The organism is Brevundimonas phoenicis, assembly GCF_047237745.1.
Classification (GTDB): Bacteria; Pseudomonadota; Alphaproteobacteria; order Caulobacterales; family Caulobacteraceae; genus Brevundimonas.
Genome location: NZ_JBDFLN010000001.1, coordinates 448,438 through 472,443, shown reverse-complemented (window position 1 = coordinate 472,443; position 24,006 = coordinate 448,438). Strand labels below are relative to the sequence as shown.

General features: G+C 61.6%; 30 protein-coding genes and 1 pseudogene. 7 read left to right on the top strand and 24 right to left on the bottom strand.

Features of this window, described 5'->3' with window-relative positions; all coding sequences use genetic code 11:
• Positions 1–2 precede the first annotated feature (2 nt).
• The 3 genes from ABC419_RS02325 to chpT all read right to left on the bottom strand — a co-directional run bounded on the left by ABC419_RS02325 (position 3) and on the right by chpT (position 1,980).
• A complete protein-coding gene (locus tag ABC419_RS02325; protein ID WP_234287959.1) occupies positions 3–740 on the bottom strand; it encodes a CheR family methyltransferase in 738 nt (245 codons plus the stop codon).
• 71 nt (positions 741–811) lie between these two features.
• Positions 812–1,204: a response regulator gene (locus ABC419_RS02320; RefSeq protein ID WP_200168370.1), complete on the bottom strand. Its 393-nt coding sequence runs from the start codon at positions 1,202–1,204 to the stop codon at positions 812–814.
• Positions 1,205–1,275: 71 nt separating this feature from the next.
• Positions 1,276–1,980, bottom strand: a complete 705-nt coding sequence (gene chpT, locus ABC419_RS02315) for a histidine phosphotransferase ChpT (protein ID WP_412876489.1) — start codon at positions 1,978–1,980, stop codon at positions 1,276–1,278.
• 76 nt (positions 1,981–2,056) lie between these two features.
• Between chpT and cysQ the strand changes: the two genes are divergently transcribed.
• Positions 2,057–2,866 (top strand): 3'(2'),5'-bisphosphate nucleotidase CysQ, encoded by an 810-nt coding sequence (cysQ, locus tag ABC419_RS02310; RefSeq protein WP_412877981.1) that lies wholly within the window; start codon positions 2,057–2,059, stop codon positions 2,864–2,866.
• Between the two features lie 16 nt (positions 2,867–2,882).
• Here cysQ and ABC419_RS02305 read toward each other — a convergent pair whose 3' ends face one another.
• The 13 genes and pseudogenes from ABC419_RS02305 to ABC419_RS02240 all read right to left on the bottom strand — a co-directional run bounded on the left by ABC419_RS02305 (position 2,883) and on the right by ABC419_RS02240 (position 12,639).
• Positions 2,883–3,776 (bottom strand): aldo/keto reductase, encoded by an 894-nt coding sequence (locus tag ABC419_RS02305; protein ID WP_412876490.1) that lies wholly within the window; start codon positions 3,774–3,776, stop codon positions 2,883–2,885.
• 3 nt (positions 3,777–3,779) lie between these two features.
• Positions 3,780–4,022 (bottom strand): BolA/IbaG family iron-sulfur metabolism protein, encoded by a 243-nt coding sequence (locus ABC419_RS02300; protein WP_125900702.1) that lies wholly within the window; start codon positions 4,020–4,022, stop codon positions 3,780–3,782.
• Positions 4,023–4,114: 92 nt separating this feature from the next.
• Positions 4,115–4,633 (bottom strand): GNAT family N-acetyltransferase, encoded by a 519-nt coding sequence (locus ABC419_RS02295; RefSeq protein ID WP_125900703.1) that lies wholly within the window; start codon positions 4,631–4,633, stop codon positions 4,115–4,117.
• A pseudogene (locus tag ABC419_RS02290) lies at positions 4,630–4,794 on the bottom strand (JAB domain-containing protein); the annotation flags it as partial. The gene ABC419_RS02295 and the pseudogene ABC419_RS02290, both read right to left, overlap by 4 nt.
• 785 nt (positions 4,795–5,579) lie before the next feature.
• The gene (locus ABC419_RS02280) at positions 5,580–6,065 is read right to left on the bottom strand and encodes a peptide-methionine (S)-S-oxide reductase (RefSeq protein ID WP_288077361.1); all 486 of its coding nucleotides are present in this window, start codon (positions 6,063–6,065) and stop codon (positions 5,580–5,582) included.
• A 152-nt stretch (positions 6,066–6,217) separates the two neighbouring features.
• Entirely contained in the window at positions 6,218–6,484 is a 267-nt protein-coding gene (locus ABC419_RS02275; protein WP_126000157.1) for a hypothetical protein, read from the bottom strand.
• A 1-nt stretch (position 6,485) separates the two neighbouring features.
• Positions 6,486–6,761: a glutaredoxin 3 gene (grxC, locus tag ABC419_RS02270; protein WP_126000158.1), complete on the bottom strand. Its 276-nt coding sequence runs from the start codon at positions 6,759–6,761 to the stop codon at positions 6,486–6,488.
• A gap of 140 nt (positions 6,762–6,901) precedes the next feature.
• Positions 6,902–7,270 (bottom strand): response regulator, encoded by a 369-nt coding sequence (locus ABC419_RS02265; RefSeq protein ID WP_126000159.1) that lies wholly within the window; start codon positions 7,268–7,270, stop codon positions 6,902–6,904.
• Positions 7,271–7,278: 8 nt separating this feature from the next.
• The gene (locus tag ABC419_RS02260; protein WP_412878763.1) at positions 7,279–8,838 is read right to left on the bottom strand and encodes a sensor histidine kinase; all 1,560 of its coding nucleotides are present in this window, start codon (positions 8,836–8,838) and stop codon (positions 7,279–7,281) included.
• Between the two features lie 49 nt (positions 8,839–8,887).
• Entirely contained in the window at positions 8,888–9,958 is a 1,071-nt protein-coding gene (locus ABC419_RS02255) for an NADP-dependent oxidoreductase (RefSeq protein ID WP_126000161.1), read from the bottom strand.
• 13 nt (positions 9,959–9,971) lie between these two features.
• A complete protein-coding gene (locus ABC419_RS02250) occupies positions 9,972–11,237 on the bottom strand; it encodes an acetyl-CoA C-acyltransferase (RefSeq protein WP_126000162.1) in 1,266 nt (421 codons plus the stop codon).
• 57 nt (positions 11,238–11,294) lie between these two features.
• Positions 11,295–12,041 (bottom strand): ferredoxin reductase, encoded by a 747-nt coding sequence (locus tag ABC419_RS02245; RefSeq protein ID WP_126000163.1) that lies wholly within the window; start codon positions 12,039–12,041, stop codon positions 11,295–11,297.
• Positions 12,034–12,639: a sulfite oxidase-like oxidoreductase gene (locus ABC419_RS02240; RefSeq protein WP_126000164.1), complete on the bottom strand. Its 606-nt coding sequence runs from the start codon at positions 12,637–12,639 to the stop codon at positions 12,034–12,036. Before ABC419_RS02240 ends, ABC419_RS02245 begins: the two co-directional genes overlap by 8 nt.
• 508 nt (positions 12,640–13,147) lie before the next feature.
• On the opposite strand from ABC419_RS02240, the gene ABC419_RS02235 reads away from it, so the two are divergent.
• From ABC419_RS02235 to ABC419_RS02225, 3 genes are read left to right on the top strand one after another with little or no spacing between them, the layout of a single operon-like run.
• Positions 13,148–13,621, top strand: coding sequence for a TlpA family protein disulfide reductase (locus tag ABC419_RS02235; RefSeq protein ID WP_126000165.1), 474 nt, complete (start codon positions 13,148–13,150; stop codon positions 13,619–13,621).
• A gap of 3 nt (positions 13,622–13,624) precedes the next feature.
• On the top strand, positions 13,625–14,116 hold the full coding sequence (locus ABC419_RS02230) for a DM13 domain-containing protein (RefSeq protein WP_037520587.1): 492 nt from the start codon (positions 13,625–13,627) through the stop codon (positions 14,114–14,116).
• An 8-nt stretch (positions 14,117–14,124) separates the two neighbouring features.
• A complete protein-coding gene (locus tag ABC419_RS02225; RefSeq protein ID WP_126000166.1) occupies positions 14,125–15,393 on the top strand; it encodes an MFS transporter in 1,269 nt (422 codons plus the stop codon).
• Between the two features lie 24 nt (positions 15,394–15,417).
• On the opposite strand, the gene ABC419_RS02220 is transcribed toward ABC419_RS02225, so the two are convergent.
• The 7 genes from ABC419_RS02220 to ABC419_RS02190 form a co-directional block, all read right to left on the bottom strand.
• Positions 15,418–15,957, bottom strand: a complete 540-nt coding sequence (locus ABC419_RS02220; protein ID WP_234832083.1) for a hypothetical protein — start codon at positions 15,955–15,957, stop codon at positions 15,418–15,420.
• Complete coding sequence (locus ABC419_RS02215) at positions 15,954–16,514, bottom strand: hypothetical protein (RefSeq protein WP_313452589.1); 561 nt, start codon at positions 16,512–16,514, stop codon at positions 15,954–15,956. Before ABC419_RS02215 ends, ABC419_RS02220 begins: the two co-directional genes overlap by 4 nt.
• 103 nt (positions 16,515–16,617) lie before the next feature.
• Complete coding sequence (locus ABC419_RS02210; RefSeq protein ID WP_037520579.1) at positions 16,618–17,586, bottom strand: magnesium and cobalt transport protein CorA; 969 nt, start codon at positions 17,584–17,586, stop codon at positions 16,618–16,620.
• The gene (locus ABC419_RS02205) at positions 17,583–18,287 is read right to left on the bottom strand and encodes a glutathione S-transferase N-terminal domain-containing protein (protein ID WP_126000168.1); all 705 of its coding nucleotides are present in this window, start codon (positions 18,285–18,287) and stop codon (positions 17,583–17,585) included. Before ABC419_RS02205 ends, ABC419_RS02210 begins: the two co-directional genes overlap by 4 nt.
• 134 nt (positions 18,288–18,421) lie before the next feature.
• Positions 18,422–18,961 carry a peptide-methionine (S)-S-oxide reductase MsrA gene (msrA, locus tag ABC419_RS02200; protein WP_126000169.1) on the bottom strand — a complete coding sequence of 180 codons (540 nt, stop codon included), beginning with the start codon at positions 18,959–18,961 and terminating at the stop codon, positions 18,422–18,424.
• 1 nt (position 18,962) lies between these two features.
• Complete coding sequence (msrB, locus tag ABC419_RS02195) at positions 18,963–19,406, bottom strand: peptide-methionine (R)-S-oxide reductase MsrB (RefSeq protein ID WP_037520575.1); 444 nt, start codon at positions 19,404–19,406, stop codon at positions 18,963–18,965.
• A 150-nt stretch (positions 19,407–19,556) separates the two neighbouring features.
• A complete protein-coding gene (locus tag ABC419_RS02190; protein ID WP_164546198.1) occupies positions 19,557–20,432 on the bottom strand; it encodes a LysR family transcriptional regulator in 876 nt (291 codons plus the stop codon).
• A 194-nt stretch (positions 20,433–20,626) separates the two neighbouring features.
• On the opposite strand from ABC419_RS02190, the gene ABC419_RS02185 reads away from it, so the two are divergent.
• The 3 genes from ABC419_RS02185 (at position 20,627) to ABC419_RS02175 (ending at position 23,255) form a co-directional block, all read left to right on the top strand.
• On the top strand, positions 20,627–21,853 hold the full coding sequence (locus ABC419_RS02185) for a bifunctional alpha/beta hydrolase/OsmC family protein (protein ID WP_126000171.1): 1,227 nt from the start codon (positions 20,627–20,629) through the stop codon (positions 21,851–21,853).
• 27 nt (positions 21,854–21,880) lie between these two features.
• Complete coding sequence (gene msrA / locus ABC419_RS02180) at positions 21,881–22,417, top strand: peptide-methionine (S)-S-oxide reductase MsrA (protein WP_234832085.1); 537 nt, start codon at positions 21,881–21,883, stop codon at positions 22,415–22,417.
• A 76-nt stretch (positions 22,418–22,493) separates the two neighbouring features.
• Positions 22,494–23,255, top strand: a complete 762-nt coding sequence (locus ABC419_RS02175) for a ZIP family metal transporter (RefSeq protein ID WP_206435120.1) — start codon at positions 22,494–22,496, stop codon at positions 23,253–23,255.
• A gap of 20 nt (positions 23,256–23,275) precedes the next feature.
• Here ABC419_RS02175 and ABC419_RS02170 read toward each other — a convergent pair whose 3' ends face one another.
• Positions 23,276–23,770, bottom strand: coding sequence for a MarR family winged helix-turn-helix transcriptional regulator (locus tag ABC419_RS02170; protein ID WP_206366640.1), 495 nt, complete (start codon positions 23,768–23,770; stop codon positions 23,276–23,278).
• Between the last annotated feature and the right edge of the window lie 236 nt (positions 23,771–24,006).

The window sequence follows — 24,006 nt, the reverse complement described above, 5'->3', positions numbered from 1 at the left end:
GGTCAGGCGGCGCGGCGATAGGCGGACGGCGCCTTTACATACAATCCCCGCCGTCCCGCCACCGGACGGAAGGCGACGCTATCGCCGTCCGGCCGCTCGTCCGCGCCCAGGAACAGACAGCCGTCGTCGATCAGTCGGCGCTCCAGTCCATCCAGCAGGCGCGCCCGGCGGTCCGACGCCATGTCGTTCAACACATGACGGCAGAAGACGATGTCGAAGCGACCTTCGTCCCCCGGCTCGTCCAGAAGGTTGGCGCGCTTGAAACGGATCGCGGCGCGCAGTTCGGGTCGAGCACGCCACTGGTCGTCCACCTGTTCGAACCAGCGCAACATGACGCGAGCCGACAAACCTCGCTGAATCTCGAAGGAGGTGTAAAGGCCGGACATGGCCTTTTCGATCGCCTGGCGCGACAGGTCGGTGGCCAGAACCTCGACCTCGGCGCCGGCTTCCAGGGCGGCGATGGCCAGGGAATAGGCTTCCTGGCCCGTGCCGCCGCCCGCCGACCAGATTCGCACCCGCCCGCCGCGCGCCGCCGTCAGGGCCGGCAGGAGCTCGCGTTCCAGCACCTCGAAGGCCGCCCGGTCACGCCGGAACCAGGTCTCGCCGTTCAGCAGGGCCTCGATCACGCCCCAGCCGAGCGAGGCCACAGGGCGGCTCCACAGGCTGGCCAGCATGGCCTCGACATTGTGATAGCCCTCGCGCCGCGCCACAGGCCCCAGCCGATGCTCGGCCAGTTGCATCCGTTCTCGCGAGAGGCGGAAACCCGCGCGCGAGGACAAGAGCGCTTGAAGACGTTCGAAATCCTCCGGCGTCATGACGGCGTTTGAACCGCTCCCACTTCGGCGAGCTTTGAGTACAGGATCTCGCCGTCGAAAGGCTTCATAACATATTCGTCGGCGCCCGCGGACAGTGCTTCGGCGATACGATCAGCGCGGGTCTCGACCGAACAGAACAGCACCTTGGGATCGTCGCCGCCGGGCAGGTGGCGCAGACGGCCCAGGAAGGTCATGCCGTCCATGACCGGCATCTGCCAGTCCAGCAGGACCACGTCCGGCATGGCGGCGACGCAGGCCTCCAGCGCCTCGGCGCCGTCAGCCGCTTCCTGTACCTCGAAAGCAAGATCTTCGAGGATGCGTCGCGCCACCTTGCGGATGATGCGGCTGTCATCAACGATCAGACAGGTTCTAGGATCCACGGAGTTCATTCTCGCAACACGCGAAATAACGACGATATTCCCGCCACCATGGTCCAGCGGCGGTTAACGGAAGGTTCGCCTCAGCCCGCCGAAGGCAGGCGTGCGATCAGGGCCACGCGACCGTCCTCGACCGTGGTCTGCAGCCGCCCCCCCGCGTCGCAGACCGTCAGCCACAGCCAGTAGGGCTGAATCCACTGTCCGGCCAGCCCTTCGGTCAGGCGCTCGCCTCGGAGGCCGGTCAGGGCCTCGGCCTTGAGCCGCGCCCGCGCTCCCTCGGCCGAGCCGACCAGGATCAGCTGCCCGTCTTCACGCCGAACGGCCACGATCGCTTCTCCGCCCATCGGCAGAGCCGACACCGTCAGATAGGCGAGATTCAACAAGGCGCGGGCTTGAATCTTGGTGAAGGTTTCCTCGCCGACGCGCCAGTCCAGCGTCGCCCGTCCGCCGTCGGTCAGCCCTGCCAGAACGTTTCGCAACTCCTCGCCCGAGAACCGCTCACTGGTGGTCGCGGCCCCAAAGGCCACGCGCGCGAAATGAACCAGGGCCACCATCTTTGCCGCGCTCTGGCGGATCAGGCCCAGGGCGTCGTCACGCATGTCCTGAGCGCTGGGATCATCCAGAAGATCCAGCCCCGACATCACCGCGCCCGCCGGGCTGATGAAGTCATGACAAAGCTTGGCGGCGATGTAAGCCGCCAGTTCGGCCCCGTCCACGGGCAAGTCTGCGACAGGCAGGTCGGCGATGATGGGCTCTGGAGTCAGGTCGGACACGGCGATCAGCGGCATGGTTTTTAAAAGGTTAAAGCCAAGGTGACCTGATTTGCCGGTTCTTGAAACCGGCCGCATGGGCTATCGGATGAGCATGACCGCCTCCGCCTCTTCTTCCGCCCTCGCCGCTCTTGAAGACGATCTCGCCTCGGGCCGGTTGGCCGGCGTTCTGGCCGACATCGCCGAAGAAGCGGCCCAACTGATCCTGCCCTACTGGCGCGCCGGAACAACGGCCGAGATCAAGGCCGACGACAGCCCCGTCACCGCCGCCGATCGCGCCGCCGAGGCGCTGATCCTGAAGCGCCTGACCGCCCTCTGGCCCCAAGTGGAGGCCGTGGCCGAAGAGGCCGCCTGCGCCGATGGGCTGCCGACCGAGGTCGGCGAATGGTTCTGGCTGATCGATCCGCTGGATGGGACCAAGGGCTTCATCCAGGGTCGAGAGAGCTACACCGTCAACATCGCCCTGATCCGTGGCGACACCCCCGTCGCCGGCGCGGTGACGGCGCCCGCCCTTGGATTGACCTGGCGTTCCTCCGCGCCGGGGGCAGGCGCCCTGCGCCGGGCGTTCGGCGAAACCTGGAAGCCGATCCGGGTGCGCGAGCGCCCGCAGGAGGCTGTCGCCCTAGTCAGCCACAGCATTAGCGATGAGGACGCCCTGCGCCTAGCCGCGCGCAACGGCTGCCCCCAGTGGCAAGGCATGGATTCCTCGCTGAAGTTCTGCCTGATCGCCGAGGGTCGCTACGACGCCTATCCGCGCACCGGCCCGACCAGCGAATGGGACACGGCTGCGGGCCAAGCGGTGCTGGAGGCGGCCGGCGGGCGCGTCCTCGCCGAGGACGGCCGCCCCCTGGCCTATGGCAAGCCCGGCTTCCTCAACGGCCCCTTCTCGGCCATCGGCGACTGAGAGCCAGGCCCGCGCCTCAGACCTGGGCGTCCACCCGGGCCATTTCGATCTGAGCCGACAGTCCGGCGGGCAGGTCGCGTTCCGGCGCTGCCGCCAGAGCCTCCAGATGCGCCCGGTCGCGCGGACGGATCAGGACGCTGGACACCCCCGGATCGGTCAGACCGTAAGCCAGACAGATGGCCTCGGCGGTCCAGCCCTGGGTCTGATGCAGGAAGGCGAAGGAGCCGCGCCGCGCCTCCTCGACCGGCCCTCGCCCGCCCAGGCCGAAGAGACCGCGCTTCTTGGGCGCCCCGGCCTCGGCCGCCTTGCGTTCGGTCGACAGGCTGTCGGGGAAATAGTCATAGACGAACAGGCTCATCTGCCGTTCCAGCGCCGCGCGCATCCGCGCGCGCACCCGCCACTCGATATTGGCATGGAAGGGGGTGAACAGGGCGTCGAAGGCCCCGGTCGAGACATAGAGGTCGGTCACGGCCTCATTCCCGGCCACGCCCAGCATCCGCACATGACCCGCCTTGCGGATCGTCTTCAGCGCCGTCAGCGACGCCTGCGGCAGCTCGTCTTCACCCGGCCGATCCAGCACGGCGATGTCGAACCAGCCCAGGCCCGAGGCGTGCAGCCCCTGCTCGATCTCCCGCCCCAGGCCGATCGGGGAAAAATCCCGGTCCGCGCCTGCGCCCAGCTCCAGGCTGACGATGACCAGCCGCCGCTCGACATGGGCCAGGGCCTCGCCCGCCACCCGCAGCAGCGCCGGATCGGCGATGTCGAAGTGATAGGCGTTGATCCCCGCCTCTAGCGCCGCGAAGATCATGTCGCGCACATGCACGCCGCCGCGCGCCGCCGCGGCCGCCCCCAGGCACAGGGTCAGGTTGGAGACAGCCGCCCCCGACACGCCGAAGGGGCGATAGCGCATGGATCAGCCCGCCTCGACAGGGGTCGAGGTCTCCAGCGCCAGGGCGTGCAGCTCACCGCCCATCTTGCCCTTCAGCGAGGCGTAGACCAGTTGATGTTGACGCACGCGGTTCAGACCGTGAAACGCCTGAGACACGATGCGGGCGCGATAGTGGTCGCCGTCGCCGGCCAGATCCTCAATGGCGATGTCCGCGTCGGGGAAGGCCTCGGTCAGATGGGCGCGAAGATCATCAACGGACATGGGCATGAAAAAGCACTCCAGAAACGACGGGCCGTAGAGCCTGACCCGAGAATGTAAAGCCTACCCGGCGGCGGCGGCCCTGTCAGCCGTCAGCGCGCTCATCCGCCCCTGGGCCGCTCGAACAGGGTGACGATCGAATCCTTGTAGTCGGCGTGACCGTAGGGGCGATAGCCCACCCGCTCGGCCAGACGGATCGAAGCGGCGTTGTCGGGCGAGATCATGCAGACGGTGCGCGGCTCAGGTCGGCGACGATCAGCCCAGGCCAGGGCCGCCTGCAGCGCCTCGCGCGCCATGCTGCGCCCCTGGAAGGCGGGCGCCACGCCCCAACCCAGTTCCGGCGCGTCGAACGGCGGCGTGATGTCCCGGCGATAGTCCAGAACGCCGACACTGCCGACATAAGCGCCTGTGGCTGTCTCGCGGATGGTCCAGTTGCCGTAACCCCTGGCCTGCCAGTGACCCAGATCGCGCAGCAGGCGGAACCACACCTCCTCCTCGGAGAGGCCGCGCCCCATGATGTGGCGGGTGAACTCAGCGTCGGCCCACAGGGCGGTCAGGTCGCCCATGTCGCCGACGGCGACGGGCGTCAGCGTCAGGCGCTCAGTCGAAAGAACGGTCACATCAATCCCAGTTGCTTGAAGCTGGCCACGCCGTCGCGGCCGACGATGAGGTGGTCGTGAACCTGGACCGACAGGGCGCGCGCCGCCTCTATCACCTGTTTGGTCATGTCGATGTCGGCCCGGCTGGGCGTCGGATCGCCCGAGGGGTGGTTGTGCACCATCCAAACAGGCTTCGTAACGTGTGGATTTATATGATCTAATTCGAAATGTGATGCAAAATGGGGCCGGGGATTGGGGGCGGTTCGCGATGACCGAGCGTAATCATCACGGCTGATCATACGTACGCTCTCCGAGGCCCTTGGATGCACGGCACTGGACCTTATTCTTTTCGTCCCACGCATCAAGCTCATCGAGGGGGTAAAGCACGGCTTTGCCAATTTTCACGTAGGACGGCCCCAGGCGCATCGCGCGCCAATTTCGAAGGGTCCCGACTGAAATACCGCCGCGGTAGCGCTCAGCCACCTCGTCAGGGGTAAGGAATTTGCTATCTGGCACTACCGCCTCCTTCGGCCGCACGATCCAGGCCGTCCCGCCGCGTCTTGAGTTGATCGTAGCGGTAGTCTCTCGAGGCCGCTTTCGGGCTTGCACTTGAGCGCCCGGAATCGGTGCCTCACGCTTCCGCACGGACATACATGCTGCGTCATTCACAGCCGTGGAAGGTGTTCCGGGCAGGTGTCGGAGAAACGGATAGCATAGGGGGCACATAGGCGGGTTCGGCCGTAGCGCCAGGCGCCGGTCAGATGCTGCGCTACGGATTTGTGGGCAGTTCCGGTGGGGACTTTGTAGTGGGTGTGCGGGCGAGGAAAGACACGACCCTTGTCCAAATATGAGGCTCGGCCCAGCCGTTACCCCGTCCTGCGAGCAGCCATCTATGTTGGACTAGCCATCGCGTTCACCGGGCATACGGGGCTGGCTCGGCGGAAGGATGCCTCTGCGCTTTTTCAGGCTATCTGGGCAGAGCAAACGTTGAATAGTGCTGTCGAATATATGCCAGCTTCGGATCAATGTAGCGCTGACAGAAAGGCCTGCTCGGATCGGTTCGATAGTAGTTCTGGTAGCGCGCATCCGACGCCTTAAAGCCTGCAAACGATAGCACCAAGGTATGCACTGTCTCGCTAGACTCTTCGCCCAACCGGGCAATCGCTTGCTCAGCTTCATGTCGCTGGCTCTCTTCGAATACGTAAATCGCACTACGGTATTTGCTTTGGGGCGAACGGGCTCGCGTGGCGGAGTGCGTCCTGAGATGGACCTCGGACAGCGTCGTCAGACCAATGACCGAAGGATCGAAGGTGACGATCACCCCTTCGGCCCAAGCATCCGCTGGGGCCTCAGATTGGAGGAAGCCCTGCTCGACCTGACCAACGCCGCGCAATGCTTGGAACACGCCTTCGGTGCACCAGTGGCAACCACCTCCGAAACCAACTTTCGCCATTCTCAGCTCCTGCGCGCATGCGTACATTTTGACTCGGACCACTGAGGTTTGACGCCATGATCCGCGTTGCAGACCTAGTCTGCGGAGAAACGTGAGCACAGATGCCCACGTTCGCGGCCATCACGGTCATGACGTTAGCTGTGAAGCCAAGCTCATGCGTCCGGTCGAAAGTGGAGCACGAACGCCACGACCTTTTCTGCAGACATCTCACACGGCTTGAGTGAAGCCTTGCCGGCTGAGACGCGGTACAGGTTGAAGCTGACGATGTCGGTTCCAGCCAGCTCTCGGGCAAAAAGGCTGTTACGTCGGCCATCTTTGGAGCGGCGGACTGTAACGCCGAAGCGCCGGGCTTTGTAAGTGCCCTCGCTATATCCGTCCGGTAGCCTAGCGAAAGCGGTATCGAATTCTTTCTCCTCCATTTCACATCACTGGTGGCCGTTCGACGGCGAGGAGCTTGTCGAGCCCGCCCCTGGCATCGAGTGCATGGAGTTCGTCAGAGCCGCCAACATGCGTCCCGTTGATGAATATCTGCGGTACGGTGCTACGACCTGAGACGTCGATCATCGCTTTTCGGTTTTCCGCACTAGCCTCGATGTCGACCTCCTTGAACGGCACCCCCTTCTTTGTAAGCAGCGCTTTCGCTCGGCGGCAGTAGGGGCACCAACTCGTGACATAGAGGAGGACCTCTGGCTTCATTTTGCATCTCCAATCGTTGCCGCGTGACGTGTTCCTTCAGGGCAGAACCTAAGTATCACCGCGGTTCTCGAACGCCTGTGCGCGCCGGCGCAAACCTACGTGACGCCTGATTTGAGGAGGCCGCCGCAAGATCCAGGTCATCACGCAGCCATTTTCCTGACCGCATCCAGTACCCGGTCTTGCCGGTATGGCTTGGAAAAGAATGGAATATCGGGTGGGACAACAGCCTCTTCCGGCCACGGCCTTCCGGACGTGATTATGATCTGAATGGTCGGCCATTTGTTTCGAATACGCATGGCCAGCATGATGCCGTCGATGCCACCTGGCATGTCCACGTCGGTGAAGACGACCCGGATGTCGCGCCGTTCTTCCAAAGCCACGAGCGCAGCAGAGGCATCTGATGCTTCCAGCACTTCGAAGCCGGCTTCTTCAATCATGTCCGATGCAAAGAGACGGAGAAGTGGCTCATCTTCCACGACAAGCACCACAGGAGTGTTCGTTCCACGCATGTACTCCATCAAGCGTGGACCAGTTGGTGCACAGAGGCATGCAGGTCCGCCGCGAGACCCGCTGGATCGAAGCGGAGATCGACGCCACCAGCACCGACCAAACCGATGCTGATTAGCTTTGAGCCGAAGCCTTTACGCGACGGCGGCATAACGGGAGGCCCGCCCTGCTCTCGCCACTGGATCTTCAGCATGCCGCCGTCCTGGCTGTCTTCGACGCCCCAAGACAGCGACACTCTCCCATAGTCGTTCGTCAGAGCGCCGTACTTGCAGGCGTTGGTCAGCAGTTCGTGCACGATGAGCGAAAAGGACAGCGCCGCTCTTGGGCCTAGCGCCACTGGCGGTCCAGCCAATTTAACCCGATCAGAGAATCCAATCGCTTCTATGACGGTCGCCGCAACCACTTGGAGATCAGCCTTTGTCCAACTCGTCTGGAGCAGGGTGTCGTGCGCTGCACTCAGGGCCATCAGCCGGCGTTCGAAGGCGTAGACGGCGTCGCGGTCGGTCACGGTTCGCAGAGTTTGGCTCGCTATAGCTTGAACCATGGCGAGCGTATTCTTCAGGCGATGCGCTATTTCACCATTTACGATGTGCTGGCGCTGCTCGGCACGATGCCGCGCAACCCCTGCTTCAAGTCGGTCTGCAGCGCTCCGCAGGAATGCAATCTCTTCGTCGGGCCACAGCCGGGGGATACTGCAATGCACAAAGAAAACGGCAATTGTCTTGCCATGATCGCGCACAGGCATGTCGATCACTGCGCGAATACCGATACGCAACGCGCCATCGAGATTGTGCAGCGCGCGTTCGTCAGACAGGGCGTCTCTTACTACTAGAGGGTCGCCGTCGACGAGTGGCTTGTGCAAGCTCCCAAATTCGTCAAGCCGGTGTCGACCGGCGATGCTCATCACCCCCGGTGCAGTCCAGTGTGTTTCAACGTCGATCGTCTCGACGTCATGGTCGACGGTTCCAAACCCGGCTCGGTCCGTGGCGAGTGTTCGACCGACGATGGCCGAGGTGCCAGAAGCCATCTCCTCTGTGTCGCTACTGTTGCGGATAACTTCACCAATCTCAACAAGTGCAGTCTGCAGTTGAGTTACGCGCTCGCTAGTCTTGGCGATCCGCCGCAGTTCAAGGTTCTCGCTGGCGAGACGGGCAAGTGCCTGGAGCATCGCCCTTTCCATCTCGCTCAGTCCTGCCGGCCGCGGAGCGGTATCGATGACACACAGCCGACCGACTACCGCCCAGGATCGAAGAACAAGCGGCGCGCCAGCGTATGCCCGGAAGTGCCTTTCGCCCGTGACAAGCGGATTGCGCTTCGTTCGCGCATCGGCCGTCAGATCGACGATCTCTAGAAGCTCGCCTTGATCGATCTCGATCCGACAGACCGAATGTTCGATATCCGTCTCACATACGTCGAGCCCGTACTTGGCCTTGAACCACTGTCGGTCGGTGTCAAGGAGTGTGATCAGAGCGATGGGAGCGCCACAGGCCTTAGCCGCAACGAAAACGAGATCGTCGAAGGATTGCTCGTCCGGTGTGTCGAGAACCATGAGTTCAGCAAGGGCCTTCACTCGCTGAACAGCCCCCGCGTCTGTCGCACTGGCGCTTAGGTTCGGCACCTTAATGTCCCTGCACGCGAGGCGGCCACTGCGGCGCCGATGTCTCGGCCTCACGCGTCACTGCAGCATCGCCACCGTCGACGGTGAGGACAATCTTGCCTTGAATGTGGCCCGCCTCAGCTCGCTCGTGAGCGGCGGCCGCTTCCGAGAGGGGGTATGTGCTATCGACCGCGACGCGAACAGTCCCGCTGTCCAGCAATCGACCTAGCTCGGCGAGTTGGGCTCCGTTGGACCGTACCTGTGTCGCAGAGACCGTCACGCCGAGGTTAGCGGCTTCATCGTGTCCCGCGAAGCCAAGCGGAAAGATTGGAAAAAGCGCGCCGCCACGACGTATCGAGCGCAGGAAACGACTGGCTGTCGGGCCACCTACCGCATCGACGACGAGGTCGACCTCGCGCACGGAGTCTTCCGCCTTGATTTTCGTGTAATCGATGAATTCGTCTGCGCCGAGATCGCGCAGAAATGTCTCGTGTCGGCCTGACGCGACAGCTATCACGCGCGCGCCCTTGTGTTTTGCTAACTGCAGTGCGAGGTGACCGACACCGCCGCCGGCGCCATTGATCATGACGCTTTTGCCTTCCAACGGGACCGGGTCGTGCCTCCCGGGCTGCAGGGGATTGGGTTCGCTATGACCCAGCTCTATCAGGTACTGCCACGCGGTCAGTCCCGACATCGGCGCTGCAGCGGCATGAACATGGTCGAGGCCGCGAGGTTTTAGCGCCAGATCTGATGCCGGTGCCGAAACGTACTCTGCATATCCCAGGCTTTCGCCAAAACTTGGGAATCGGATCATTCCAAAAACTTCGTCACCCGGCGAAAACGCTGTGACATCCGGGGCGACAGCCTCAACGATCCCGGACACATCCGAGCCGGGTATGGCCGGCAACTCGATCGGCGGTCTCCACTCGGGGGGCAGCGCCTTGTACCCTTCTCTGAGATACCAATCTGGAGGATTGAGGCCAGCCGCATGCACTCGGACGAGAACCTCGCCTGGCCTGACGGCGGGCTTTGGAGCATCCTCGTAGCGGAGTACGCCGGGAGCACCGAATTCGTGGAAGCGGATTGCCTTCATCAATATCCTCCGGTCAAACGCGTTCAAGAAGAGCAACGGTGCCCTGGCCGCCGTCAGCGCAGATGCTGACGATCCCGCGCGACCCCACCGGCAGGGCCCACAGTTCCTTCACCGCTTGGCTAAGATCGCGCGCGCCGGTCGCCCCGAAGGGATGTCCGATGGCTACCGAACCGCCATTGGGGTTGACTCGATTCCAATCGAACTCGCCCATGGCGGCCTCGACGCCGGCCTTTTCGCGTACCCAATCCGGATCGGCGATGGCCGCGACATTGGCCAACACCTGGGCGGCGAACGCTTCGTGGATCTCCCACAGAGCGATGTCGGAGAAGCCGAGGCGATGCCGCGCGAGCAAGCGCGGTATCCCGTAGGAAGGCGCCATCAGGAGCCCTTCCGTATGGAGGTCGACTGCCGACACTTCGTAGTCGACGAGCCGCGCGAAAGGCGTACCGGCGGGGAGTCTCCTCAGACCCGCGTCGTTGGCAACCCAGCAGCCGGCCGCTCCATCGGTGATGGGGGAACTGTTGCCGGCCGTCAGGCTGCCCTGTCCGCTCTCCCGATCGAAGGCTGGCTTTAGGGCGGCGAGGCGCTCCGCAGACGTATCTGCTCGCGGGTTCGCGTCGCGCGCCAGCTCCGGCAGAGAGATGACAAGGTCGTCGAAGAAGCCGTTGTCCCAGCCGGCGACGGCTCGCTGGTGGCTCTTCAGAGCCCAGTCGTCCTGTGCTTCGCGCGAGACCCGCCAAGCTTTGGCGGTCTCTTCCATGTGATCGCCCATCGTCCGGCCGGTGATACGGTTGGCCCACCCCTTGGTTGGGAGCACGAAGTCGCGCGGCGTCAGCGATTGCAGCGCCGAAAGTGCCGCGGCCGGATCCTGCCCGAACAGATCGGTCAGTCGCTTGGATGCTTCAGCGGTTAAGGCAAGCGACGGCCTGCTCATGACCTCTGCGCCGCCGACCATTGTCAGGTCCGTCCCGCCGCCAAGCAGTCCTGCCGCAGCGAAGGTTGCAGTCATGCTGGTCGAGCACGCTAGGACAACGGAGAACGCGGGGATGCTGGGGTTGAGCTTGGCGTCCAGCCAAACTTCCCGAGCGATGTTGCTCCATCCCAGGTTGGGTATGACGGTTCCCCAAACAGCCAGATCGGGCTCGGCTAAATTCGCCATCGCCTGGACCACGGGCACGGATAACGAGACCGCGTCGTAGTTGGCCAACGCCCCGCTACCTCGGCCGAAGGGTGTCCGCAGCCCAGCCGCTACGAAAACAGGTTCAGCAAAGCGACTCATACTGATCTCCTGGGAATCGGAAGTTGAAGAAGGATGAGCGTGGGCGGTTCGCTGCGTTTAACCACCATAGCGCTCAGTCTTGATGATTGAGGGGTCGAGGCCTGCCGAGAGCGCACCGTCCGTTGCGATGTTGACGAAGCCGTTGGAGCCGCAGACGAACACCTGCGAAGGGTTTCGGCCGAGACGGGAGATTGTCTCCTTGACCATCAAGCCGTCGATGCGCCGATCAAAGTCCGACGCGCGCAAGGGCGCCTCGCGGGTGATCGCCAGCGCCAAGCTGAATGCTGGATCGTCCGTTTCAATTGAGTGCAGTTCCCTGGAGAACAGCACGTCTTGGGCGGTCCGCGCGGACAGGAGCAATGCAACTGGGACCGTCTGCGCTAGGGATCGGCGCTGGCGGATCATCGCCATTAGCGGCACCACGCCGGAGCCCGCCCCAATCAGTAGGACTGGCTCGTCGGCAGGCTCCGGCCATAGGAAATGGCCACCGAGCGGCCCACGGAGTTCGATCTCGTCGCCGGTTGCTGCGATATCATGGAAGAACGGTGAGACCTCGCCATCGTGAAGGCGCTCGATGGCGAGTTCGAGGATCGGAGATGAAGCGGGCGACGAGGCGATCGAATAGCTTCGCATCGCGGTGTAGCCGTCGGGCGCGGTCAGACGGACATCGACGTGCTGGCCCGCGACATGAGCGAACGGGTTCCCCAACCGCAGGAAGAAGCTCTTGATACTCGGAGTCTGTTGGACGATTTCGTCGATGAAGCAGGACTGCCAAAACGCGGGTTGCGCGCCGATCTCAGTCATGGGTGTATCTCTGCTCGCGCCAAGGATCGCCGTAGATGTGGTATCCACGCAGCTCCCAGAAGCCGGCTTCATCACGCGTTGTGAATTGCAGCGCGTTCACCCATTTTGCGGACTTCCAGAAGTATAGGTGGGGAACGAGTAGGCGCGCCGGTCCTCCATGATCGCGTGGAAGTGGCTGGCCCTCGTAGTTCAGAGCGATCATCGCCTTCCCCGACAACATGTCGGCCAAGGGAACATTCGTCGAATACCCGTCGTAGCAATGCGCCAAGACGAAGTCGGTTGGCCGCTCAATCCCTGCTGCCGCAAGGATGTCCTCGATGAGCACGCCCTCCCATGCAGTATCGAGCTTGGACCAGGACGTCACACAGTGAATGTCTTTGGTCACCTTCGTCTTGGGCAGCGCGTTGAACTCGCCCCAATTCCAGACCTTAATGGGTCTCGGGCCGATCTTGACCGTGAACTTCCAGTCGGATGTCTCAATGCGCGGCGTCGGTCCCGCTGTCAGAACGGGAAAATTTTCAACGAGGTGCTGACCAGGCGGGACTCGGTTCGAGTGGTCGCCGCCTGAACCGCGGCCGGTAAAACCTCTGGTGACCATGTCGAACCCCCTTGCTTGTCACGACAGACCGAAACCGGGTTCATCACAGACTATTAGGAGCAAGAACGTAGCGTAAGCAAAGGTCATGCTTTCCGATAGGTCGGATATTAGATCACCGGTGTTCGTTGCAGTATTAAGATGATTGCGCCCACTATGAGTTACGACGATTGCCTAGATACTATAGAGGCATATCGCCAAGTTTGACCAATGCCTGTCCGCTATAGTTTCGATAGCTTCATGGAATAGTCGAGGGAGCGCTGAGGCGAGAGGCGGCCAGCGTCGGCCAAGGGTATAGAAACTATGCTGAGCAGCTATTGGAATTGTCTATCATAACAATTCATAGTCGTGGCTGCCGAAATCCTGTCTTTCTGAGGCATAGTTCGAAAGAAATCCCGATCTTATCGATCAAGAGACCTCAAGACGAAGAGCGCAGATACGTGCAGCAGTTCGTCTGTCGCCGCCATGACCGGCCAGACATCGGCCTGCTGCATTGAGGTTGGAGAAATCGGTGAGAGAGACCGGACCGCAAGCGCCCGAGCTTCGTGTGCAGCATTGGATCGGCGAGGATGGACACCGCCTCGATGCGTCCATCAAGCTTTCAGACATCGGTCCCGGGCCGAAGATTCTGTTCGCATTCCAGCACTGGTGCCGTGGCTGCCATCTGCATGGCTTTCCCACGCTTCAAAGGTTGCATGGGGCGTTGGAATCCAGGGGCGTCGGGTTTGCCGTCATCCAAACCGTCTTCGAAGGCGCCCAAGAGAATACGTTCGAAAAGTTGCGCGTCAATCAGCTTCAGTACGGCTTACCTGTCGCCTTCGGTCACGACGAGCCACCGCCAGGCGCGCCGTTCCCAACGTTTATGGGGGATTACCACACCCGGGGAACGCCGTGGTTCGTGGTGATCGATGCCGATGGTCACATTGTCTTTTCTGACTTTCATCTCGATGCGGATCGTCTTGTGGCAGAATTCGAGCGGGCGTGATCTATGCCGCGTTGGCTGATCCTAACCGCCACTCACATCCTCGTCTTGTCCGTAGGCTTCGCCGGCGGGATCTACCTGCTGCCTATCCTGACAGCGCCGCCTTCGCCCACTGAAGTTGCGCTTCAAAACTCTGCTTCTGAAGCGGTCTATTTTGGTCGATTTGCGCGCGATCTGGAAGGCAGTGATCTCCTCCATTGGGGCACTGGAGAAGTTCGGATTGCGCCCGATCGGATCGCGCACCTAGGGCGTCTTTCGCCTGGTCCGGATTACAAGCTCTACCTCGCGCCCCGGTTCGTCGAGACCAAGGCGGCCTTCCTCGAGATCAAAAGCTCTTCGGTTAGGCTGGGCGATGTGAAGACCTTCAATGGGTTTATATTGCAGGTGCCCAGAGGCGTCGATGTTGACGATTACAGTGCAGTTGTCATCTGGTGCGAGGCTTTTGATCAATTCATCAGCGCTGCAGAGTATCGTGTTCCACATCAGGCTCTGAAATGAGCCAGGTAATGGACAATGTGAAGGCTGCTTGCACGCGTGGTCTCGTCCTCGCGCCAGTAGCCGCCTTGCTGTTGAGCGTCGCCATCTTGCTGCTCGGCAACGGGCTGCTGGGCACGCTTTTGATCGTCAGAGCTGGTCAGGAGGGCTTCTCGGCCGCCGCGATCAGCGCGATGATGTCGTTCTACTTCGCAGGCTTCACGATTGGCGCGCTGGTTTTGCCTCGCATCATTGTGTCGGTGGGGCACGTACGGACCTTCGCCGGCTTTGGGGCGATCGCATCGATGACCGCCCTTCTCCATGTAGCGTTCGTAGATCCGGTAGCTTGGATGCCGCTTCGGCTCGTGACCGGCTTGGCATATGCGGGTATGATCCTCGCAACGGAAAGCTGGCTCAATGCCCACGCGGTTCAATCCACACGCGGTCAGCTTTTGTCGATTTTCGGCGTTGTCTCCATGGGTTCTTGGGCGACCGGACAGGCGCTCCTCAACATCGCTCCACCCGCCGATGTTACACTTTTCCTCATCGTCTCGCTGCTGATATCTGCCGCAGTGGTTCCGATCACTCTACTTCCCAGTCATTCGCCGGCCGACGTGCGGCACGAGTCGGTTGCATTCAGGGATCTCTTTTCTGTTTCGCCCTTGGCGTCGATCGGCGTCTTCTTGGCCGGGCTGGCCATAGGCGGCTTCTGGGGCATGGGGCCCAATTTTGCGCAAAGGATCGGTCTCGACGTCGCCGGCATCTCCGCCTTCATGGCCGCAGTTCTCGGAGGAACGCTTTTGTTGCAATGGCCGCTCGGTTGGCTCTCCGACCGGGTGTCCAGGAACCTGGTCATCGCAGGAGCGGCGCTGGCATCCGCCGTGGCAGCCATCGGCGTGTCGGTGGCGGCAGACGCCCCTTTGCCCGTCCTTCTTGCGGCGGGAGCGCTCTTCGGCGGTTTTGGCATCCCGATCTACTCGCTGTGTCTCGCCGCCGCGAACGACGACCTTCCTCCAGGGCGGCTGCTCGGCACCGCGCGAGGGCTTCTGCTGCTCAACGGGATCGGAACGGCGGCCGGACCACTTGTCGGGGGAGTGGTGATGGATCGTGTCGGGCCCGGTGGGCTGTTCGTCTATGCTGCTGTCCTGCTGACCATGCTAGCGGTGTTAGCGGGCCTACGCGGTCGCTCTCGCTCCGCAATCGAGGTAAAGGCGACACGTTGTCCGAGTACGCCGATGATCACCGCCTCTCTCGATGCGATGATACGAACCCAGGACGAGCCGCAGAGCGTTCGGAACTAGCGCTGCGGCCCTGGCGACCGTTTGCTATGAGACAGCTTCGACCTTCAGCTCTCGGCCGTTGAATTGAACGGTCTCGCCGGCCTGAGCCCCGTCGATTACCTCGAAGATCGGCGCCATCGTCGATATGCCCATAAGCTCGCGCCCATGGCAGACGAACTTGTCCGTTGACACCGCGACGACGAAGTAGCGACCCGACAACTTGATGACCGCCCCTTCTGTAACCGCCGTCTTCGGTCCGAAGTCGATTGTTCTCAGCTTGTCGAGCTTGTCGGCGTAATCGTCCAGCGTATCGTCGAGCGCCTCGGCGAAGTCGCTCGCGATCTCGGCTTGTGCCTGTTCGTCGTTCTCGATCGGCTCGCTCCGATCCAAGCGAGCGGTGGAAACATAATCGAGATACTTGTCGCGAGCGCTCTGCAGAGCAGCGGTCTCCAACGACAGCATCGTTTCCCGGATGTGGTCCTTATTCCAATCCATCTGCACCTCGTCGCATTGCAATTTGAAATGATAAGCCGATCTATCGGAGCAAGCCGTTGAAAGGCCGCGTTCCGCAGCCGGCGCCGTCATTCGTCGATGATGACGTCTTCGCCCTGGTAGGGGATCCTGATCAGCCGAGGATCCCGAATGATGCTGGTCACGAGCCAGACATACGTCTGTTCTGCGGTATCGAAGCCGAGAATGCTGAATGCGCCGCCGAACGGGCATGCCGGAAAGTCGGGGAAGCCTTCTCGAAGAACGTAACGCTCGGGTTCGCGATCGAATTCGGCCTTGTAGACCTTCCGCAGCCCATGCTTGCTCGGAACGTCTTCGTCGCCCGCGGGCGCTGTTTCACGATGTTCCAGGAGGCGCTCGGAAAGATCACGGTGGCAGATCTCGTCGAACACGTCGAAGGCATCAATCAGCAAACCTTTTCGCTCGGTCGCGGGATCGGTGATCGCGTAGATGTTCGAAGCATCTTCGGCACCGTCCCCGCTTTCGAGACGCAGCGCTGCGTCGACGCGAATGGAGCATGGATCGAGCATCGATCCCAGTTCGAGATCGACCAGGTTGCCGTCCTTGACGCGGTACTCGCGGTCATAGCCCTTCGCGACGAAGGACTGCACTGCTTCTAAAACGTCGGTCACTTGGGCTGTCATTGATGCACCTCGAGTTCACGTTGGGACGGAAGAGCGGCCGTGGCCGGCGCGCGGCAGCCTGCTGGGTCTAGTCGCGGCTCGCGCGTAGCGATCACAGCCACTTGGCCTTCTTGAACCGCACGAACAGGAAGAGGCAGAACATCAGCATGACACCAAGCACGACGAAGTAGCCGTAAGGCGTGTCCAGTTCCGGCATGTTCTTGAAGTTCATGCCGTATATGCCTGCAATCGCTGTCGGCACTGCGAGGATCGCGGCCCACGCCGCAAGTTGGCGGGTGACGACCCCGATTCTTTGCGCTTCGAGAAGGCTGCTGAACTCGAATACAGTGGATAGCACCTGCAGGAGGCCATCGACCATGGACTGGACACGATCAACATGGTCGGCAACGTCGTTGAAGTAGGGCCGCACCTCAGCGCTGATGCAGGGAAAGTGTCCGCGCACGAGCTTGCGCACTAGCTCGGCCATAGCGCCAAGGGTGCGCTGAAACCGCGTCAGCTCGCATCTCAGGCCGAAGATGCGAGCAACGTCCTCTCGCCCAAGGAAGTCGTCGAGCGATCGCCTTTCCATCGCAAGTACGTCATCCTCGATCATTTCGAAGATGGGCAGATACTGATCCACGATCCGGTGAAGGATCGCGTGGAGGACGTAATCGACGCCTTTTCCGAACTGGGCGGGCGAACGCTCGAGTTGCTCTCGAAGGTTGCCCAATGCACCAGCGTTGCCGTGGCGAACGGTGATAAGATGGTTATGGCCAGTAAAGATCGCCGTCTTGCCGTAACGTATGCGGTCCCCGACCAGCTCAGCCGTCTGGGCGACGACGTAAAGCTCGCCGTTATAAACTTCGAGCTTGGGCGGGCATATCGGGTGCATCGCATTGTCGATCGCTAAAGGATGCAGATTGTAGGTCGCCTGAAGCGCCCTCAGTTCGTTGACGGAGGGCTCGCTGAGCCCAATCCAGCAAAAGCCCGAACGGTTCTTGTCGAGTTCGACGCGCTCGTCGATAGCTACTTCCCGGATACGCCGACCCTCGTTGTAGTAATATGCAGCGATGACACTCATGCTGACCTCGCCGGAATGAGCAGCCCACGTTGGACTGCTGGGCGCGTGAGGCCGCGATCCAGCCACGCTTGGACATTCGAATGATTGCTAAGCCGCAGTAGGTCGCCGGCGTCGTAGGCGCCAACCAAGGCGTTGACCCAGCCGAGGGTCGCAATGTCGGCGATAGAATAGTCATCGACGATCCAGTCGCGCCCGTCCAGTTGGCGGTCTAAGACTCCCAGGAGGCGTTTGGATTCATCAGCGAAACGCTTCTGAGGACGCTTATCCTCATAGTCCTTGCCGCCCCCGCGCAGGAAAAAGCCGAGTTGACCGAACATCGGGCCAATCGCCGACATCTGGAAGAATACCCAGCTTAGCGCCTCGTAGCGCTTGGCTGATGCTCTCGGGATGAGCTGGTCGGCCTTCTCCGCCAAATAAACGAGGATCGCGCCGGATTCCCAAACGCCGAGCGGCTTACCGTCCGGGCCCATTGGGTCGATGATCGCAGGTATGCGGCCATTCGGGTTTAGCGAAACGAAGGCCGGATCTTTGCTTTCGTTCTTAGAGATGTCGATAAAGTGCGGCTCGTACGGCAGGCCGATCTCCTCGAGCATGATCGAGACCTTGACGCCGTTGGGCGTGGGCGCGGCGTAGAGCTGCAGGAGATCAGGGTTGGATGCCGGCCAGCGTTGTGCGATCGGAAACGACGAAAGGTCTGGCATGATGTGGCGATCCTAACAACTCGATGGCTGAGGAGCGGTATGACCGCTTGATTAGCTGGGTTTCGGGCCCGCACCATCAGTGGATGCGGGTCCGATGGTGCGACCCAGGGGCTCAGCCGCAAATGTGGCTGCAGCTATTCCGCTGCCGCGCCGGCCTCAGCCTGGGTGTCGCCAGCGTCTTTACGCTTCGGGAGCACCCAGTTAGCGCGCGGGAAATGGCAGGTATATCCGCCCGGCCTCTTCTCCAGATAATCCTGGTGCTCCGGCTCTGCTTCCCAGAAGTCACCCACGGGCTCGACTTCGGTGACGACCTTGCCGTCCCACAGTCCGGACGCGTCGACGTCGGCTATCGTATCTTCGGCGATGCGCTTCTGCTCCTCGTCGACGTAATAGATGCCAGATCGATAGGAGAGGCCGCGGTCGTTGCCCTGGCGGTTCTTTGTCGTCGGATCATGGATCTGGAAGAAGTATTCCAGGATATTACGGTAGCTCGTCACTGTCGGGTCGAAGGTGATCTCGATCCCCTCCGCATGAGTGCCATGGTTGCGATAGGTGGCGTTCGGCACGTCGCCGCCGGTGTAGCCGACGCGGGTCGAAACGATGCCGGGCTGCTTGCGGATCAGATCCTGCATTCCCCAAAAGCATCCGCCAGCGAGAACAGCGCGCTGATGCATGTTAAGCCTCCTCTACTTGGTCGAGATACTCGCCATAGCCCGCGGCTTCCATCTCATCGCGCGGGATGAATCGAAGCGATGCCGAGTTGATGCAGTAGCGCAGGCCGCCGCGGTCGGACGGCCCGTCCGGAAACACGTGGCCAAGATGGCTGTCGCCGTGCACCGAGCGAACCTCTGTCCGGACCATGCCATGCGAGCTGTCTCGCACTTCGTTCACGTGAGCCGCGACGATCGGCTTGGTAAAGCTCGGCCAGCCAGTGCCGGACTCGAACTTGTCCGTCGACGCGAACAACGGCTCGCCGGATACGACGTCAACGTAGATGCCCGCCTCCTTGTTGTCGTTATACTCGCCGGTAAAGGGTCTCTCGGTGCCGTCCTGCTGGGTGATCCGGCGTTGTTCCGGGGTCAGGCGTTCGATTGCTGCCTGCGACTTTTCAAACTTCATGGTGAGTCTCCATTACTTAGTTAGAGGGCCAGGCACACTACGTTCAATTTATCACGTCGATACTCACATCAACTATCGCAGTGGCTCCAACATTAATCCAATACGTCGTGCGTATAGTTTCTATACCGCACATGCCTTCTGCTTGGCGGGTCAACTCCAATCGTAACGGGCTGCAAGCTGAGCGACTTTTCGTATCTCGACCGGTGCCGTAGATCCGGACACGGTGGCGATCACGATCTCACGCTCCAACGCGAAGCCCTCGATCGGCCTTGTGATCAGGCCGTGGGTGGTGGCCGCGCGTTCGGGCAAAATGCATATCCCCCGCCCTTCGGCGACGACGCGCTGCACCCAGTCGTCTCGATCTGAGCGGAAGCGAGGGCGCATGCGCACCTCTCGACGCGCGAAGTGCTCGAAGATTTGATCGCGGCACTCGCATTTCAGTCGATCGACGAACGGGAAAGCAAGCAGGTCTTCACCACGAACGACTTCGCACGCCGCCAAGGGGTGATCTGCAGCGCAGCCGAGCACGAAGCGCTCCCGGAAGAGAGGACGCACATCAAGTTTACGATCCGGCCTTGATTCGCGAGGCAGGATGCACGCGTGATATTTGCCTGAGAGCACCTCCGACGTGTCCTCGCCCGATTGGAGCGAGTGCAGTTTGATCTCGATGGACGGCACCTCTTCCAGCGCGCTGTCGAAAAAGGCTGTGAAGATCCTCGGGCCGACGCTGGAGGCGACAGCAACGTCGAGAACGCGATGCCGCCCCATTGCCCAGTTTTCCGAGTGGTGTCTTACGCTCTTCATCGCGACCAGCATTCGGCGGAATTCCAACTCGACGTCCTGACCCAGGCTCGTCAGCCGGCTGTTCTTCCCGTCACGATAGATGAGCGGTCCACCGAGTTCCTCCTCCAGGCGGCGGATCGCTCGTGTCAGGCTTGGTTGTGAGACACCACTGAGACGAGCAGCCGCAGTGAAATTCAGCGTCTCGGCCAAGTTGATGAAATAGCTGACCTGGTTGAGTTCCATAGCCCTTTGGCCTGCGCCCTGACGAGTGCCACCCCAGAGGACCGATCCGACTACAGCCTCAGAAGTATGCGCGACGCATATAATCATGGTTTAGGGGCTTGTCTATATGCGCCGCGCATATAGAAAGAATGTCTTGGGCTGCTAGTTCGGGTCGATGGTGCTCCTGCTAAGCCGCCGTTGGAGGCTCGACGCATATGGCAGGAACGCGGTTCACGTTTGCCGGGGGAGGGGGGTCTGAACTAACCGGGCACCTGGAGGCGCCAGAAGGCACTCCTCGCGGCTGGGCGATTTTCGCCCATTGTTTCACTTGCGGGAAGGACAGCCGCGCCGCCGTGCACATCGCACGCGCGCTTTCGCGGGCCGGTATCGGCGTCTTGCGGTTCGACTTCGCCGGCACAGGGATCGCGAGTTCCGCGGAAGAAGCGGTAAGCTTCGCTTCTGACGTCGACGATCTGAGGGCAGCCGCGGAGGCCATGGCGGCCGCCGGTATGCCACCCGCCCTCCTTGTCGGGCACAGCCTGGGTGGAACGGCTGCGATCGTAGCCGCTGCCGCGCTGCCGGATGTCGCCGCGGTGGTGACGATCGGTGCGCCGGCCGACCTTCAGCATATCTTGCGCGTTTTCCGGCCTGGCGACCTTGACGCGATAGCGAGCGAGGGCGAGGCCTCTGTGGAGATCGCTGGCAGGCCCTTCCTCATCCGCCGCACCTTCCTGGAAACGGTAGAGCGAGCCGACATCGAGAAGTCCATCGCCGCGCTTCGACGTCCGGTGCTGGTCATGCATTCGCCGGTGGACCAAGTCGTGGGCATCGAGCACGCCTCGCGCATCTTCGTCGCGTCACGCCATCCTAAGAGTTTTGTCTCGCTCGACACGGCGGATCACCTTCTCACCGACGTCGACGATGCGAACTACGCCTCAGCTATGGTCGCCGCGTGGGCCAGCCGCTTTCTTCCGCCGCTAGCGGCGGATCTTCCGCAGGTCGAGGCGGCAAAAGGTGTCGTTGCGTCGGAGACGCTAGCGGGGAAGTTCCAGCTCACGGTCCGCAGTGGCGAGCATACTCTGTTCGCCGACGAACCGGAATCGGTCGGAGGTCTTGGGAGCGGCCTGTCTCCCTACGAACTGGTGTCAGCCGGGCTAGCTGCCTGCACGGTGATGACGATGCGCCTTTACGCCAACCGCAAGGGCTTCCCGCTCGAAAGAGCGACGACGAGCGTGCGGCACGAGAAGGTGGCGGACATGATGCCTCCCGACCGCTTCACACGCACCATCGTTCTCGATGGGCCGCTCAGTGATGATCAACGCGCGCGCATTCTTGAGATCGCGGATCGGTGTCCCGTCGATCTGACGCTCGTCCGGGGTTCTGATGTGCAGACCGAGCTTTCGAGCCGCGGCCAGCCTGCAGGTGCAAGGCCGTCGAACTGATTGGCACACAGCGTTTAGGGTGATCGGATGATGAGCCTGCCAGCTACAGACCAGACGCCGACGCGAACCGAGCGAGCGATACTCGCGGGTGGCTGTTTCTGGGGCCTGGAGGATTTGCTGCACCGCGCCAAGGGGGTCGTGGCCACGCGTGTCGGCTATATTGGCGGTGAAATGCCAGATCCGACTTATGCGAGACATTACGGCCACGCGGAAGCCGTCGAGGTGACCTTCGATCCGTCCATTCTGACGTATCGGGCTCTACTGGAACTATTCTTCCAGATTCACGATCCGACGACCTACGAGCAACAGGGCAGCGATGTCGGCCCAAGCTATCGGTCGGCGATATTCTATACGTCTAAAGCGCAGATGGACATCGCCTTAGCGACGATCGCCGAGATCGAAGCCTCGGGTCGCTGGCCTGGGCCAGTCGTGTCCGAGATCAACCCGGAAGAATCCTTCTGGGAGGCTGAGCCCGAGCATCAGAAGTATCTCCTGCGTCAACCCGGTGGCTATAGCTGCCACTTCGCGCGACCGACCTGGCGATTGGACCGAGCGAACCGATGAGCGAGCTTCGACTATCATCGACAATACTGCTGCAAGGGTGCTCGCGCTTTGTCGTGCTGCCAGCCGGGTCACCGTCATGATGCCGGAATACGTGATCGCCGGCTTGTGGGGCCTTTTGTCGGGAAGCGGACTGCTGGTGGGGGCGGTGCTGGCGGACGTGCTTTTCGGGCGACTTACTCACCGCATGATCTCCGCAGTCATGGGCTTTGGTGGCGGCGTGTTGATTGCCGTTGTCGCTACCGAACTCATCGGCGATCGCGTTTCGGCCGGGATGGGCCCATTTGCGATCTTCGCGCTACTCGCCGGAGCTGCGATCTTCAGCGGCACGAACTGGTTTTTGTCTCGCCAAGGCGCGAAGCACCGAAAGCGATGCGGTGAATGCACGGAGCAGGCCACTGAACAGGAGCACCGCGGCAGTGGTGCTGCAATTGCGCTCGGCAGCGTTCTCGACGGAATTCCAGAGGCCCTTGTGATCGGGATGTCGGTGGCTGGTGGCGGCAGGATCAGCCTGGCCGTCGTGGCAGGCTTCTTTCTTGCAAACGTGCCCCAGGGCCTATCGAGCACTTCAGGAATGAAGGTTGCGGGCCGACCCCGAAGCTATATCTACGCGGTCTGGATCGGCATTCCCCTACTCGTTTGCGTTGCCGCCGGTGTGGGAAATCTCATCCTCGGCTCGGCATCGACTCAGGCGCCAGCCATCCTTTCTTTCGCGGCCGGCGCCGTCATAGCGATGCTGGCAGAAGCTATGATTCCCGAAGCGTTCGAAAAGGCGCCGCCGTTCATAGGGCTCATCACGGTCGTGGGATTTCTGGCGGCATATCTCATCGCTCAACATTGATTCATGCGATTGCGATAGTCCTACGCCTCGCCGCTGTTTTCGCGATCTACGCCACGCTCATGCAACTCGGCATCAATCGGGCAATTCGTGCAACCCTCATAGCAACACAAGCGGCAGATACGATAGGAATGCTCAAGATTTTCCAGGCGATGCCGTAAGACGCGTTCCGCGATGTCGCAAAGAACTCTCAATTCGTCTGGGCTTAGGATGGATAACCCCTCAGCGATCACCTCGTCGCGTGAGGAAAGGACTTCGTCGCTCGCTACCTTGCCCGCCGCAGTGAGATAGAGAGACCGGGTGCGACCATCCGTGAAATGCTCACGGCGTTCGACCAATCCCTCAGCAGCTAACCGATCCACCAAACGGACAGTCGCTGCATGGGAGAGGCCGACGCCGATGGAGAGCATGCGAATCGAGAGCCCAGGCATGTGCGCAATCAACGCCAGGGCCGATGCTGCGGGTCCAGCTTCCGGCGCCCGCGATGAACTAGCGCGAACGATGTCGTCGCTGATCATGAGTGCGAACGCCCCGAAGATATTTCGATCTCGAGGTCCATCCATTGTCACATCTATATGTGCGCGAAGCATAGACAGCAAGTCATACGCGTGTGGTGCGGGTCGGCAAGCGTGAGGAAAAAAGGCCGGATTCCCAGAGGCTTACGACGTTCCGCCGATGACGCGGGAGATTGAAACTCCGCAATTAGATCATGGCGCGCACGGACTGCCGATACCTGGCGGCTATAGATCGGTGT

What these genes read in the sequence shown, in the direction of transcription:
- ABC419_RS02230 (WP_037520587.1), top strand. Translation starts at nt 13,625, where the DNA reads ATGCCGCGTTGGCTGATCCTAACCGCCACTCACATCCTCGTCTTGTCC.
- grxC (WP_126000158.1), bottom strand. Translation starts at nt 6,761, where the DNA reads ATGAAGCCAGAGGTCCTCCTCTATGTCACGAGTTGGTGCCCCTACTGC.
- ABC419_RS02175 (WP_206435120.1), top strand. Translation starts at nt 22,494, where the DNA reads ATGATGCCGGAATACGTGATCGCCGGCTTGTGGGGCCTTTTGTCGGGA.
- cysQ (WP_412877981.1), top strand. Translation starts at nt 2,057, where the DNA reads ATGACCGCCTCCGCCTCTTCTTCCGCCCTCGCCGCTCTTGAAGACGAT.
- msrA (WP_126000169.1), bottom strand. Translation starts at nt 18,961, where the DNA reads ATGCATCAGCGCGCTGTTCTCGCTGGCGGATGCTTTTGGGGAATGCAG.
- ABC419_RS02220 (WP_234832083.1), bottom strand. Translation starts at nt 15,957, where the DNA reads ATGACGGCGCCGGCTGCGGAACGCGGCCTTTCAACGGCTTGCTCCGAT.
- ABC419_RS02250 (WP_126000162.1), bottom strand. Translation starts at nt 11,237, where the DNA reads ATGAGTCGCTTTGCTGAACCTGTTTTCGTAGCGGCTGGGCTGCGGACA.
- ABC419_RS02265 (WP_126000159.1), bottom strand. Translation starts at nt 7,270, where the DNA reads ATGCGTGGAACGAACACTCCTGTGGTGCTTGTCGTGGAAGATGAGCCA.
- ABC419_RS02225 (WP_126000166.1), top strand. Translation starts at nt 14,125, where the DNA reads ATGGACAATGTGAAGGCTGCTTGCACGCGTGGTCTCGTCCTCGCGCCA.
- ABC419_RS02275 (WP_126000157.1), bottom strand. Translation starts at nt 6,484, where the DNA reads ATGGAGGAGAAAGAATTCGATACCGCTTTCGCTAGGCTACCGGACGGA.
- ABC419_RS02185 (WP_126000171.1), top strand. Translation starts at nt 20,627, where the DNA reads ATGGCAGGAACGCGGTTCACGTTTGCCGGGGGAGGGGGGTCTGAACTA.
- ABC419_RS02305 (WP_412876490.1), bottom strand. Translation starts at nt 3,776, where the DNA reads ATGCGCTATCGCCCCTTCGGCGTGTCGGGGGCGGCTGTCTCCAACCTG.
- ABC419_RS02325 (WP_234287959.1), bottom strand. Translation starts at nt 740, where the DNA reads ATGCAACTGGCCGAGCATCGGCTGGGGCCTGTGGCGCGGCGCGAGGGC.
- ABC419_RS02205 (WP_126000168.1), bottom strand. Translation starts at nt 18,287, where the DNA reads ATGCCAGACCTTTCGTCGTTTCCGATCGCACAACGCTGGCCGGCATCC.
- ABC419_RS02280 (WP_288077361.1), bottom strand. Translation starts at nt 6,065, where the DNA reads ATGGCGAAAGTTGGTTTCGGAGGTGGTTGCCACTGGTGCACCGAAGGC.
- ABC419_RS02170 (WP_206366640.1), bottom strand. Translation starts at nt 23,770, where the DNA reads ATGATCAGCGACGACATCGTTCGCGCTAGTTCATCGCGGGCGCCGGAA.
- msrA (WP_234832085.1), top strand. Translation starts at nt 21,881, where the DNA reads ATGATGAGCCTGCCAGCTACAGACCAGACGCCGACGCGAACCGAGCGA.
- ABC419_RS02245 (WP_126000163.1), bottom strand. Translation starts at nt 12,041, where the DNA reads ATGACTGAGATCGGCGCGCAACCCGCGTTTTGGCAGTCCTGCTTCATC.
- chpT (WP_412876489.1), bottom strand. Translation starts at nt 1,980, where the DNA reads ATGCCGCTGATCGCCGTGTCCGACCTGACTCCAGAGCCCATCATCGCC.
- ABC419_RS02255 (WP_126000161.1), bottom strand. Translation starts at nt 9,958, where the DNA reads ATGAAGGCAATCCGCTTCCACGAATTCGGTGCTCCCGGCGTACTCCGC.
- ABC419_RS02190 (WP_164546198.1), bottom strand. Translation starts at nt 20,432, where the DNA reads ATGGAACTCAACCAGGTCAGCTATTTCATCAACTTGGCCGAGACGCTG.
- ABC419_RS02210 (WP_037520579.1), bottom strand. Translation starts at nt 17,586, where the DNA reads ATGAGTGTCATCGCTGCATATTACTACAACGAGGGTCGGCGTATCCGG.
- ABC419_RS02300 (WP_125900702.1), bottom strand. Translation starts at nt 4,022, where the DNA reads ATGCCCATGTCCGTTGATGATCTTCGCGCCCATCTGACCGAGGCCTTC.
- ABC419_RS02320 (WP_200168370.1), bottom strand. Translation starts at nt 1,204, where the DNA reads ATGAACTCCGTGGATCCTAGAACCTGTCTGATCGTTGATGACAGCCGC.
- ABC419_RS02240 (WP_126000164.1), bottom strand. Translation starts at nt 12,639, where the DNA reads ATGGTCACCAGAGGTTTTACCGGCCGCGGTTCAGGCGGCGACCACTCG.
- msrB (WP_037520575.1), bottom strand. Translation starts at nt 19,406, where the DNA reads ATGAAGTTTGAAAAGTCGCAGGCAGCAATCGAACGCCTGACCCCGGAA.